Source organism: Pseudomonas sp. SCA2728.1_7 (genome assembly GCF_018138145.1).
In the GTDB taxonomy this organism is placed as follows: domain Bacteria; phylum Pseudomonadota; class Gammaproteobacteria; order Pseudomonadales; family Pseudomonadaceae; genus Aquipseudomonas; species Aquipseudomonas koreensis_A.
Genome location: NZ_CP073104.1, coordinates 1,386,318 through 1,398,140, shown reverse-complemented (window position 1 = coordinate 1,398,140; position 11,823 = coordinate 1,386,318). Strand labels below are relative to the sequence as shown.

The 11,823-nt window shown below is 58.9% G+C and carries 14 protein-coding genes; 7 read left to right on the top strand and 7 right to left on the bottom strand.

Annotated features, from left to right (window positions below; translation table 11 throughout):
• Positions 1 to 227 precede the first annotated feature (227 nt).
• Positions 228 to 1,163, bottom strand: coding sequence for a DMT family transporter (locus KBP52_RS06140; protein WP_212622365.1), 936 nt, complete (start codon positions 1,161 to 1,163; stop codon positions 228 to 230).
• An 85-nt stretch (positions 1,164 to 1,248) separates the two neighbouring features.
• Here KBP52_RS06140 and KBP52_RS06135 point away from each other — a divergent pair, with 85 nt between their 5' ends.
• Entirely contained in the window at positions 1,249 to 1,812 is a 564-nt protein-coding gene (locus tag KBP52_RS06135) for an XRE family transcriptional regulator (RefSeq protein WP_116029181.1), read from the top strand.
• Positions 1,812 to 3,206, top strand: coding sequence for an FAD/NAD(P)-binding protein (locus KBP52_RS06130; protein ID WP_212622364.1), 1,395 nt, complete (start codon positions 1,812 to 1,814; stop codon positions 3,204 to 3,206). The genes KBP52_RS06135 and KBP52_RS06130 overlap by 1 nt, the downstream gene beginning before the upstream one ends.
• A 208-nt stretch (positions 3,207 to 3,414) precedes the next feature.
• On the opposite strand, the gene ppnN is transcribed toward KBP52_RS06130, so the two are convergent.
• On the bottom strand, positions 3,415 to 4,788 hold the full coding sequence (gene ppnN / locus KBP52_RS06125; protein WP_008085844.1) for a nucleotide 5'-monophosphate nucleosidase PpnN: 1,374 nt from the start codon (positions 4,786 to 4,788) through the stop codon (positions 3,415 to 3,417).
• A 223-nt stretch (positions 4,789 to 5,011) separates the two neighbouring features.
• Here ppnN and KBP52_RS06120 point away from each other — a divergent pair, with 223 nt between their 5' ends.
• Positions 5,012 to 5,539, top strand: coding sequence for a DUF3087 domain-containing protein (locus tag KBP52_RS06120; RefSeq protein WP_137217318.1), 528 nt, complete (start codon positions 5,012 to 5,014; stop codon positions 5,537 to 5,539).
• Here the strand turns inward: KBP52_RS06120 and KBP52_RS06115 are convergent, their stop codons facing one another.
• Entirely contained in the window at positions 5,540 to 5,914 is a 375-nt protein-coding gene (locus KBP52_RS06115) for a DUF2784 domain-containing protein (protein WP_077573342.1), read from the bottom strand.
• A 186-nt stretch (positions 5,915 to 6,100) separates the two neighbouring features.
• Here KBP52_RS06115 and KBP52_RS06110 point away from each other — a divergent pair, with 186 nt between their 5' ends.
• From KBP52_RS06110 to KBP52_RS06100, 3 genes are read left to right on the top strand one after another with little or no spacing between them, the layout of a single operon-like run.
• Positions 6,101 to 6,799, top strand: a complete 699-nt coding sequence (locus KBP52_RS06110) for an AzlC family ABC transporter permease (RefSeq protein WP_212622363.1) — start codon at positions 6,101 to 6,103, stop codon at positions 6,797 to 6,799.
• Positions 6,799 to 7,110, top strand: coding sequence for an AzlD domain-containing protein (locus KBP52_RS06105; RefSeq protein ID WP_185057851.1), 312 nt, complete (start codon positions 6,799 to 6,801; stop codon positions 7,108 to 7,110). The genes KBP52_RS06110 and KBP52_RS06105 overlap by 1 nt, the downstream gene beginning before the upstream one ends.
• Before the next feature lie 53 nt (positions 7,111 to 7,163).
• A complete protein-coding gene (locus KBP52_RS06100) occupies positions 7,164 to 7,310 on the top strand; it encodes a hypothetical protein (protein WP_174244442.1) in 147 nt (48 codons plus the stop codon).
• Between the two features lie 46 nt (positions 7,311 to 7,356).
• Here KBP52_RS06100 and KBP52_RS06095 read toward each other — a convergent pair whose 3' ends face one another.
• The 4 genes from KBP52_RS06095 to KBP52_RS06080 all read right to left on the bottom strand — a co-directional run bounded on the left by KBP52_RS06095 (position 7,357) and on the right by KBP52_RS06080 (position 10,557).
• Positions 7,357 to 7,629: a hypothetical protein gene (locus KBP52_RS06095; protein ID WP_077573339.1), complete on the bottom strand. Its 273-nt coding sequence runs from the start codon at positions 7,627 to 7,629 to the stop codon at positions 7,357 to 7,359.
• A 333-nt stretch (positions 7,630 to 7,962) separates the two neighbouring features.
• Positions 7,963 to 8,643 carry an SOS response-associated peptidase gene (locus tag KBP52_RS06090; protein ID WP_212622362.1) on the bottom strand — a complete coding sequence of 227 codons (681 nt, stop codon included), beginning with the start codon at positions 8,641 to 8,643 and terminating at the stop codon, positions 7,963 to 7,965.
• 29 nt (positions 8,644 to 8,672) lie between these two features.
• The gene (locus KBP52_RS06085; RefSeq protein ID WP_077573337.1) at positions 8,673 to 9,515 is read right to left on the bottom strand and encodes an ABC transporter permease; all 843 of its coding nucleotides are present in this window, start codon (positions 9,513 to 9,515) and stop codon (positions 8,673 to 8,675) included.
• Positions 9,516 to 9,576: 61 nt separating this feature from the next.
• On the bottom strand, positions 9,577 to 10,557 hold the full coding sequence (locus KBP52_RS06080) for an aliphatic sulfonate ABC transporter substrate-binding protein (protein ID WP_137217322.1): 981 nt from the start codon (positions 10,555 to 10,557) through the stop codon (positions 9,577 to 9,579).
• Positions 10,558 to 10,850: 293 nt separating this feature from the next.
• On the opposite strand from KBP52_RS06080, the gene KBP52_RS06075 reads away from it, so the two are divergent.
• Positions 10,851 to 11,798, top strand: coding sequence for an ABC transporter substrate-binding protein (locus KBP52_RS06075; protein WP_137217323.1), 948 nt, complete (start codon positions 10,851 to 10,853; stop codon positions 11,796 to 11,798).
• Positions 11,799 to 11,823: the final 25 nt, after the last annotated feature.

Genomic DNA, 11,823 nt, shown 5'->3' with positions numbered 1-11,823 from the left:
TTTGTGAAGCATCATACGTGCCAGCTCCCCGATCACCAAACGCGAGGATGTCTCAGAATCCTACAAAGTAGTCTGGAATTTTCTGTTTGGCATTGTTTCAGGAAGGTCGATGTTGCTTGGAATGGCCTCATCGCGAGCAGGCTCACTCCTACATTTGGAATGCGTTCACCTGTAGGAGTGAGCCTGCTCGCGATAGCAATAATTCAGACTGTGAAGATTTCGGAGCTTTATCCCTGTGCTTCCCGCTCCAGCTCCGCTTCGGCTTCCGCGACCTTCCCCTTGGTCTTCAACTCACTGACAATCACCGCCGCAACAATCAACCCGGCGCCCACCAGCGCGATCGCCGGCAACCGTTCCCCGGCAATCCGCCCGACGATCCCGGCCCATACCGGCTCACCCGCATAGATCAACGTCGCCCGTGTTGGCGAGACACTTTTCTGCGCCCAGTTCATCGCCACCTGAATTGCCGCACTTGCTGCGCCCAACCCCAGCGCGGTCACCAGCAGGGTCCAGGAGAAATCCGGAAGCGCTTCACCGGTCGGCACCACCAGCAGGAACGACAGCACGGAAGTGGTTGCCAGTTGCACAACGGTCACTCGGCGCACATCTACCTGACCGGCATAGGTGCTGATCAGAATGATCTCGGCGGCTATGGCGATGGCGCTGATCAACGTGGCGATTTCGCCCGGACTGAAATTCAGCTCAGCCCCGGACGGCCCCGACAGCAACATCAGCCCGGTGAACGCCAGCATGATGCCAATGCTCGGCATCAACCCCGGTCGCCGCCCCAGCACCAGCCATTGCAGCAACGGCACGAACGGCACATACAACGCGGTGATGAACGCCGACTGACTGCTCGGGATCGTTTGCAGTCCGACGGTCTGCAGGCCATAACCAAGCATGATCGCCACGCCGATGAACGCGCCGGCCTTGAGTTCAAACAGAGTCAGTTCGCGCAAATGCCGCCACGAGAACAGCGCAACGATACAAGCCGCCGCCGCAAAACGCAGGCCGACAAAAAACATCGGGCCGCTGACGGTCATCGCATGCTGAACCAGCAGAAAGGTGCCGCCCCAGATCATGGTGATCAGCACCAGCACGCACTCGGCTTTGCTGAAGCGGTTGAAGCGAAGCGGTGTTTGGGGGCTGTTCACGGACGTCACGACCTTGCGCACTATAAAAGACAGGACGCACAATGCGCCCAACGTTGCGCAGTATACTGCCCAACCTCAGCGAGTGAGCAATATAGTGCACAAAGATTCCAGTCAACGAGCCTCCGTTCTGCAACACGTCAGCCTGAATGTCCGGCGGCTGCGTCATGCCGCCGACATGAGCCAGACCGCGCTGGCGGAAAAATCCGGAGTCAGTCGACGCATGCTTGTGGCGATCGAGGCCGGCGAAAAGAATGTCAGCCTGACCACTCTCGACCGCGTTGCCGAAGCGCTTGATGTGGCGTTTAGCGATCTGATCCAGGCGCCGGATGCCCGTGATCCAAGCCGCATCAACGAGGTGGCATGGGCGGGCACGATCCCGGGCAGCAAAGCGGTGCTGCTCTCCAAAGCCACGGCCACGCGCGAAGTCGAGCAATGGGAATGGTGTCTGCAACCGGGCGAGGTCTACCCGTCGCAAGCGGATGCCGAGGGCTGGAGCGAGCAGATTTTCGTCTTTGAAGGTTGCCTGACGCTGATGCTCGGCGACCAGCCGCAGCACATCGGCACTGGGGAGTTTTTCATGTTTGCCAGTAACCAGCCGCACTCCTATCGCAATGATGGCGATGTTGCGGCGCGGTTTGTGCGTAATGTGGTGATTTGATGAGTCAGAGTGCAGACATCCTGATTATCGGCGGTGGCCTCAGCGGCACGATGCTGGCAGTGCAATTGTTGCGTCTGCCGGGCCAGCGCAAGGTCCTGATCATTGAGCCGCGTAATGAATTGGGACGCGGCGAGGCCTACAGTGCAGTCGAGCTGGGCCACACACTCAACGGCAATGCGGCGCGCATGAGCGTCGATCCGGATAATCCTGATGATCTGACGCAATGGCTGACTGAGCACATTGCCGGCGGAGGCTGGCCGGAGTCTGCAGAGCAGAACGTACCGGTCAGCGAACTGTTTCCGCCGCGTGGATTGTTCGGGGTCTATGTGCAGCAGCGTCTGGCTGAAGCGCGCACTGTCGGGGCGCGTTATGGTTCGAGCGTTGAACACATTCGTGCAGAGGTCGTCGATCTGCAGGTCGATGCCGATTCGGTGCAGCTCACGCTGAGCAATGGTCAGTCATTGCCTGGAGCCTGTGCAGTGCTGGCGACTGGAATGTTCCCTGCCGCACGAACTCCGCAGAAAGCCTCCAGTGGCCTCAACGCCGCCGCCCTCGATCCTTGGGATGTCGCGGCCATGCGCCAGCTCGATCCGCAATCCACCGTGATGATCATCGGCTCCGGCCTGACCATGGTCGATGCCGTGGTGTCGTTGGAGCAGGCCGGGCATCGCGGGCCGATCGAAGTGTTTTCGCGGCATGGTTTGTTGCCCCATGTGCGCAGACAGCCACCGGTTTGGGTTGATTTTCTTGGCGTCGATCACAGCCTGCGCACGCCACGACAGCTGTTGCGTGAATTGCGTCGGCAGTGTCGCGACGCCATGGCCCAAGGCATCGATTGGCAGGCGCCGCTGGACACAGTCCGCGTGCACATCGCCCGGTTGTGGAGTCAGGCGACTGACGTGCAGCGTCGACAATTCGTACGGCATGTACGGCCGTGGTGGGAAAGTCATCATCACCGTTCGCCGCCATTGAGCTCGAAGCTGGTTGAGCGATTGCACAAAGAAGGGCGATTGCGTATTCAGGCAGCTTCGTTCAAAGGGCTTGAGCCGAGCCCTGAAGATGGCGTCAGCATTCGTATTCGACGTCGCGGTGAGTCGCAAACCTGCGTGGTGCAGGGCGCCGCGTTGATCAACTCCAGTGGCATCGAGTACGACTGGCGCCGGGTAGCGCGACCGTTGCCGCAGCAGGTGCTGGCGCGCGGTCTGGTGCAGCCGGGACCGTTGGCGTTGGGGATTGCGGCGGCGGTGGATGGCGCGGTGCTGGATGCCGAGGGGCGTGCGGCTAGCCGGTTGTTTGCCATGGGACCACCGTTACGCGGGATGTGGTGGGAGAGTACGGCGGTGACGGATGTGGCGTTGCAGGCCAAGGCGTTGGCGGCGCGGTTGGTGGGATGAGGTTGATGGTGTTCTTTCAGGCCTCTTCGCGAGCAGGCTCACTCCCACAGGGGGATTCAGGTTGCAAATACCATTTGCGCCACACCACAGACCCTGTGGGAGCGAGCCTGCTCGCGAAAGCGGTGGTTCAGTCAATATAAAAGGTGACTGATATACCGCTATCGCGAGCAGGCTCGCTCCTACATGTGTTGCGTGGAAACCGAAAGAGTTACGCCACCACTCGATAACACGGCACATACGCCGCGCCGCCCGGCAGTTTCATCCGGTGCTGGGCGACGAAGGCTTTGAGCAGCGCATCGAGCGGTTGCATGATCGCCGCATCACCACGGATCTGGTACGGCCCGTGTTCTTCGATCAGGCGAATGCCCTTGTCCTTGACGTTGCCAGCGACGATGCCAGAAAACGCCCGGCGCAGATTGGCCGCCAGTTCGTGCGGTGGCTGGTCGCGGTGCAGTTTCAGGTTGGCCATGTTCTCGTGGGTCGGATCGAACGGACGCTGGAAGCCTTCGTCGATTTTCAGCAGCCAGTTGAAATGGAACGCATCGTTGCGCTCGCGGCGGAACTGCTTCACCGCTTTCAGACCTTGGGTCATCTGCCGCGCCACTTCGGCCGGGTCGTCGATGATGATTTCGTAGTGCTGCTTGGCCGCTTCACCCAGGGTCGCGGTGACGAAGGCGTCGAGCTGTTCCAGATACGGCGCGGCGTGTTTCGGCCCGGTGAGGATCACCGGGAACGGCAGTCCTTTATTGTCCGGGTGCATCAGGATGCCCAGCAGGTAGAGGAACTCTTCCGCCGTACCGGCACCGCCTGGGAAGATGATGATGCCATGGCCAACACGGACGAACGCTTCCAGACGTTTTTCGATGTCCGGCAGAATCACCAGCTCATTGACGATCGGGTTTGGCGCTTCGGCGGCGATGATGCCCGGTTCGGTCAGACCCAGATAACGCCCGCCGTGAATACGCTGTTTGGCGTGGGCGATGGTCGCGCCTTTCATCGGGCCTTTCATCACGCCGGGGCCGCAGCCAGTGCAGATGTCGAGGCTGCGCAGGCCCAGTTCGTGACCTACTTTCTTGGTGTATTTGTATTCTTCGGTGTTGATCGAGTGACCGCCCCAGCACACGACGATCTTCGGCTCGACGCCCGGGCGCAGGGTGCGCGCGTTGCGCAGCAGGTGGAAAACGTAGTCGCTGATGCCTTGCGAGGTGGTCAGGTCGATGCGTTGGCTGTCGAGTTCGTTTTCGGTGTAGACGATGTCGCGCAGGGCGCTGAAGAGCATTTCGCGGGTGCTGGCGATCATTTCGCCGTCGACGAACGCGTCGGCCGGCGCGTTCAGCAGCTCCAGGCGTACGCCGCGATCCTGTTGGTGAATACGGATTTCGAAGTCCTTGTAGGCTTCGAGGATGGTCTTGGCGTTATCGACATGGGCGCCAGTGTTGAGGATGGCCAGGGCGCACTGGCGGAAGAGGGTGTAGGTGCTGCCGGATCCGGCTTCGCTCAGTTGCTGAACTTCACGTTGAGAAAGGGTTTCCAGGCTGCCTTTCGGGCTGACCGAGGCATTGATTACGTGTCGTTGGGTCATGCAATGATCCTTAAAACGATGTCATCTCAAGACTAGGCGATGGCATCCGAATAGTGTGTATCCATGAATGAAGATGGCACGATCTGCGCTGTACCGCCATGTCCCCGTTGGACGCTGAAAAGATGAAAAGGAGCCCCAGCATAGCTAAATCCGCGCTAGAGGCGATAATGCGCCGGCCGGTTTTTTCAGTTAGCCCTTTTGTCGCTCAAGGAAGTCATTTGTGATGTTCGAGATTCAGCCGATGGACGCCGCCACCTTTCGCCAGCAGACGCGACGCAGCACGATCATCATCGCCGTGCTGTTCCTGGTGCTGGCGATGCTGTTTTCCAGCGTCGCGGTGGCGCTGTTCGGCGAGCCTGGCGGCGATAACCTGCGCTTCAATGTCGGCGGGGTGTTTGTGGCGTTTCTGCTGACGGCTGCGCTGTTGCGCGGGCGCTTCTGGAATCAGAGCTGGATGGCGCCAGCCGTCTACAGCTGGCGACTCAAGCGCAACCTGATGAGCATCACCAATGTGATGCATCAGGTGACCGCAGCCGTGGAACAGAATGATCCGACGGCGATGAAGGTTCTGCGCTTCTACCATCTGGGATTGACGCAAATGCACGAACTGGATGGCAACTCCAGTGATCATGGGCAATTGTGGCGGGAAGCTGAAGCACACAAGGAGCGGATGCAGGCGCTGGGGCTCGATACCGAGCAGACGCGCCTGGATCCGGCCTGGCTGGAGGCGTTGAAGCAAACGGCGCGCTGATTACAGTGCGCGGCGCAGTTTCCACGACCGGATTAAACGGCCGTAAACCAGCAGGTTGACCGCGAGTACCACGCTGCCGAGCGCCAGTTGAATCTGCGGGGTGAGCCCGGCCGGATAGATGATCGGCCAGATGTAATGCTCGATGAAGCCGCCGGCGTATTCAGTCTGCCCGGCCGCGTGGCGCATGAGGTTTTCCCAGTACGTCAGCGGGCAGGTCAGATGCAGCACCTCGACCGCCACCCCCCAAGCAGCAGCCGGCAGATGCAGCCACATCAAACGCGGCCATTTGAGTACCAGCAGCCCGCCAAACAGCACGAACAAAATGAAGCACAAATGGAACAGCACCAGCCCGTCGGCTGCGATTCGGTACAGCATGTCGTCTCCCTGACGCAATTGTGAATGGCACTATGTTACGCCGGTCAGGGGATCAAAGGTCAGTGCGAAAGTCAGCGAATTGCGCGCGCATCCGGCCGATTTCCCACAAGTGCGCAAGATTGTTCAAGCCAGAAAGGCGAAACGGCTGGCACAGTCTTCGACCGTTTTCCTGGTTGAAGAACGTTTATGTCTGATTCTCTTATGCCGCGCAGTGCGTTCCTCCGCGGCGCTGCGGCAATCATGCCGTTGTCTCTGGCCACCGCGCCGTGGGGGCTGTTGGCCGGCTCCATGGCGATCGAAGCCAATCTCACACCGCTGCAAGGCCAAGGCTTGTCGAGCATTGTGTTTGCCGGGGCGGCGCAATTGGTGGCGATCGGCATGCTCAAGGGCGGCGCGGGGATTTTCTCGATTCTGTTGACCACGCTGCTGCTGACGTCGCAGCACTTGCTGTATGGCATGAGCATGCGTTCGGTCATTTCACCGCTGCCGGGGCGCTGGCGCATAGGTCTGGGTTTTTTGCTCACCGATGAGTTGTTTGCACTGACCAGTCAACATGATCGTCAACAATTCAATCGCTGGTATGCGCTGGGCGTCGGCCTGACGTTCTACATCGCATGGAACCTGTTCACCCTGGCCGGCATTGTCCTCGGCAGCAGCATTCCGGGGCTTGAGCACCTGGGGCTGGACTTCTCGATTGCCGCCACGTTTATCGCGTTGATCACGCCAGTGGTGCGGAACGTGCCGACGCTGGTGTGTGTGGCGGTGTCGCTGTTTTGTTCGGTGCTGTTCAGTTACTGGCAATGGGGCTCGGCACTGGTGTTGTCCGGACTGGCCGGAATGACCGCAGGGTTTATCTGCAACAAGCTGTATCGGGAGCGCACATGATGGTTTGGGCGGTGATTTTCGGCATGGGGCTTCTGGTGTTTCTCAACCGCTACGTGTTTCTCGAACCGCGTTTGCCGGTGCGTTTGAGCAGCAATGCGCGGCAGTTTCTCGGGTTTGCGGTACCGGGGATGCTGACCGCTATCTGTGGGCCGATTGTCTTCATGCCCGACAAACAGCTGAATCTGCAGTGGGATAATCCTTATCTGCTTAGTTCGCTGGTGGCGATCGCACTGGTGATCTACACGCGCAATACTTTGCTCAGCATGCTGTTGAGCATGGCGTTCTTCTTTTTGCTGCGCTGGTGGTTGTAAGTTGTCTGTTCTACGCTTCCGGGATGGAGGTTTACTGATAACGGGAGGTGCGCATGGCGACTGAGCAAAAGCATCCAGACACGGATGACGAAGATACGGACGAACCGACGCAAGAAGAAATAGAGCGTGAAAAGCACAAGGAACAGACCTGGAAGCACGATGATGGCCGAGAGCTTTCCGATCCTGACCGCAAGTTTTGAGTGACTTCTACGAAAAAGCCCCGCAAATGCAGGGCTTTTTTGTGGTTCAGAGATCGTCCAACTGCGTGAAATCGGGGTGTGTGGCCCGATATCCCAAGGTTCGATCAATCCACGCATTCAGCTCGTTGACCATCACCGGCGCGTGGCCAGGATACCCTTCGAGGGTGGTGCGCAGGATGCGTTCGATATCAGGTACGGAACGCAGGTTTCGGGTCTTGATGTAGTGGCCGATAAAACAGTCGAGTTCAAAGCGTTCTGTCATCGACAGATAAATACACTCCAGGCCGCTGACCTGTTTGATTGCAAAATCGTCGCGCAACTTATTTCTCTGCAAGGCTTGTAGACGTTAGGGGGTTCCTGGTTTGTTGACTCTTTGGTCAACTGGTATACCAAATGGAAATGCGGCGCGCATGCTAGCCGTAGTGCATATAAATGTATGTATGACGGTTGAAATGTCAGACAGGCGGTTAGTTCATTCGAACGTGTGTTTTATTTGCAGCGTCTCAAAGATGAAACAGTTGTTGTAACGATCACGCGTCACCTGTAAGAGCTGCCGAATGCTGCGATCTTTTGATTCTGAGAAAGCAAGTGTCAAAAGATCGCAGCCTTCGGCAGCTCCTACAATTGATAAACGCATGAAGTCGGCAATTGTTTAAGTTTGCCGAATAATCAAACTGGCACCCTGATTGCGTACGTTACCGACAGCTTTGCCGACTTTGTACCATTCGAACACTTCGCTGCGTTCACCTTCGAACAGCAGCATTTGCTCGGCGCGCTCAACGGGTGTCGCAGGATCCAGCCATTCATGCACCAAGTCTGCGCGGAACACGACGGGTCGGCGATCATGGATATCGAGCATGCCGCCGACAGCATCGGCGGTGATGATCACGAAACCGTCGTCATCCCGAGCTGGCGTTTCGGCTGTCGGAAATTGCCCGATGGCTGCGCAGAAAACCGCTTCGTGATCCGCGCGACGGATCAGCCATGGTTGTCGTGTCTTGTCTGCGCTATCGACCCATTCAAACCAGTTGTCCACGGGCACAATCAAACGATGTCGCCAGATCGCGCGGAAGAACGGGCCATGGGCGACTTTCTCGACCCGGGCATTGATCGGTGGTGGGCGATCCTTGGCCCAATGCGGGCGCCAGCCCCAGCGCAGAGTGTCGGCATGCAGGTGTTGCCCATGTTGATGCAGGACGGCCAGCGCGGTGGTCGGCGCCGCGTTATAGCGATCAAGCGTCGCGTCGCCGACGTGATTGATCAACGCGTCGGGAATGCTCAGCACCGCGACGAAGTCGTGAATGCCCCGGTACTGCGAGAGTCTTCCGCACATGGGCTGAATCTCCGGTTGGAGAGTTCAGCTTAGTCGCTGGCGTCCTGCCCGGTGAACGTGTCGCGCCAGTTCAACCAGCGGCGTTCGAGCATGGCCAGCAAGCCGTCACTGAGTTTGCCGAGCAAGGCGAGCACGATGATCGCGGCCAGTACGATGTCCGGCCGCGAGGTTTCCCGGCCGTCACTGAGCAGATAGCCCAAGCCTTTGGTGGCCGCGATCAACTCCGCCGCGACGAGAAACATCCACGCCAGGCTCATGCCACTGCGCAGCCCGGTGAACAGGCCGGGCAGGGCGGCCGGCAGCAATATTCGTCGCACCAGTTGCAAGCGACTGAAACCATAGATGCGCCCGACTTCCACCAGTTTGCGATCAATGTTGCGAATGGCCGCGACCACGTTGACGTACACCGGAAAGAACGCGCCGATGGCAATCAAGACGATTTTCGACGTCTCGTCGATGCCCAGCCACAACAACAGCAGCGGCACCCAGGCCAGGCTTGGAATGGAACGCAGGGCGGCAAAGGTCGGTTCCAGATAAGCCTCGGCTTCGCGGCTCAAGCCAACCCAGGCAGCAAATACCAGCGCGAGACTGGCGCCAATGGCAAACCCCAGCAACACGCGAATCAGGCTGGCGCCGATGTGTTTCCACAGCGCGCCCTCAGCGAGGTCGGTGAGGGTCAGGGCGATCTCGCTCGGCGCCGGCATCTGGTAGGACGGCAGCCAGCCGATGCGGACGATAATTTCCAGCGCGACGATGATCAGCAGCGGCAGGGCCAGGCCTTTGCCGCGGCGTTGCCACGTCGGATTCAAACTCGCAGGACGCTGGCGCGGTACGGCAAGTGGCGCGGGCAAGTCTTTGCTGTGAGTGGTCATGGTTTTGGCTCCGCTCACGACAAATCCGCGACGGGCGCGGATTTGTCGTGAGGCTGATCGGTTACTGGTGGGCGACGGCTTGCTGCACACCGCTGTCGAGCAATTGATCGATGACTTGATCGACATTCACCCCACGGCGCACCAGTTCCTCGGAGACCAGAATCGGCGCCGCTGCCTTGGAGGCGCTGATGTCCTGTTGAGTAAGTTGCGGGCTGCTCAGGTCGGTGCGCGACAGTTGCAACTTGGCCACATCCAGCGGCAAGCCGGACTCCTTGGCGAGGAGGGCGGCGAACTCATCGGGATTTTTCAGCGCCCAGTCGCGTGCCTGTTCGTAAGCCTTGATCACGGTGTCGATGGTCTGCGGATGTTCTTTGGCGTACTGCTCGGTGACGCTGACCACGCCGTAGCTGTTGAACGCCGGGTTGCGATAGAGCAGGCGCGAACCGGCCTGAACCTGGCTGGCGGCCATGTGCGGATCGAGTCCGGCCCAGGCGTCGACATCACCTTTTTCCAGCGCGGTGCGGCCGTCCGGATGCTGCAGATGGACCAATTCGACATCATCTTTTTTCAGCCCGGCCTGTTGCAGGCTGCGCAGGGTGAACAGATACGGGTCGGTGCCCTTGGTGGCGGCGATCTTTTTGCCCTTGAGGTCGGCGACGGTCTGGTAAGGAGAATCCTTGCGCACCACCAGTGCAGTCCATTCGGCGCGGCTATAAACGTAGACCGATTTGATCGGGCTGCCGTTGGCGCGGCTCAGCACCGCGGCGAGGCTGGCACTGGAAGCGAAATCCACGCCGCCGCTGTTGAGGTATTCCAGCGAACGGTTGCTGCCCTGGCTCAGTACCCAGCTGACCTTGGTCTGCGGCAAGGCTTTTTCGAGGAAGCCGAAGTGCTTGAGCACCAGGCTGACTGGCGAGTAATAGGCGTAGTCGAGATGCACTTCTGCTGGCGCCGTTTCAGCGGCGTGGGCGAGCGGTTGCAGGCTCAGCACCATGGCGCTGGCAGCCAGCAGGGTTTTGAGTCGAGGAAAGAACGATGTCATGGGGCGCTCCGGCAAAGGCACAGGTTTCTTATGTCCAAAAAGATATTTTTATCGAATGCTTCCTGCATGAATGGAATATTGCAGGCTCTGTGCCATGTGCTTGAAAGCGCCGATTTATAAGGGTTTTAACGCCAAGTGCAGGATTTCAGCTGTTGCGTGGGCAACAGTGTGATCCGCTACTGTTGCCAAGCAAACAGCATGTATCAACCGTGATGAGCTTATGCACTTATCGAATTTCAAAACGGTTTATCAAGAGCGTTATGGTCTATGCAATTATCTTTGCAGGACTCGCCATGAAGGTTTCTCGTTTCCTCCGCAGTGCGTTAATCACTGCAGTATTCACCTCGCCGCTGTCCTACGCAGCCGAGCCATTGGTCCTGCATGTCGGCGACCAGAACTACTACAACATCCGTGCCTCGGTGGAGGCATCCGGCGTGTTGAAAGACGCGCCTTATACCGTCGACTGGAAGCACTTCCAGGCCGCTGCACCCTTGGCGGAAGCCTTGCAAACGGGTTCGCTGGATTTGGGCTTTTTGGGCGATTCCGGTTTTCTGTTTCTGGCCGCCAAACAGGCGCCGGTGAAATTGATCGGCGTATCACGGCAGAATCCGGACACCATTGCGTTGTTGGTGCCCAAGGATTCTCCGGTGAAAACCATTGCCGACCTGAAGGGCAAGAAGGTCGCTTATTGGCCCGGCGCCTGGAGTCAGCAGTTGACCTTGCGCGCCCTGGAGCAGGGCGGTCTGCCGGAAAACTACGTCGACTTCGTCAAGTTGATGCCTATCGATGCCGCCGCAGCCCTGCCACAGGGCAGCATTGACGCTTTCCCGGTGTGGGAACCGTACATTTCCCAGCAAATCGTGTTCTCCGGCGCTCGGCCGATCCTGACCGCAAAAAACCTGATGCCGGGCCTCAGTGCAATCGCCGCGTCGACACCGTCCATTGATAGCAAACGCGCAGCCATCGCGGATTTTCTCGGACGTCTGAAACAGGCGCGGGCCTGGGTCGACAGCCATACGGACGAATACGCCGATCTGTGGGCAAAGAAAGCCAATCTCGATCAGCAGGTGTCGCGCCACTGGTTGCGTCAGGCGCACATGACGGTCGGGCCGGTGGACACGCAAGCGGCGACGGATCTGCAAAGCACTGCCGACTTCCTGTTCAAAGTGAAAGCGCTACCGGCTCCGTTGGCCACCGCCGGAATTATCGACACGTCTTTTCAGCAGGCATTGGCTCACTGAGCGAGCGCCGGAACCAAACCCTGTG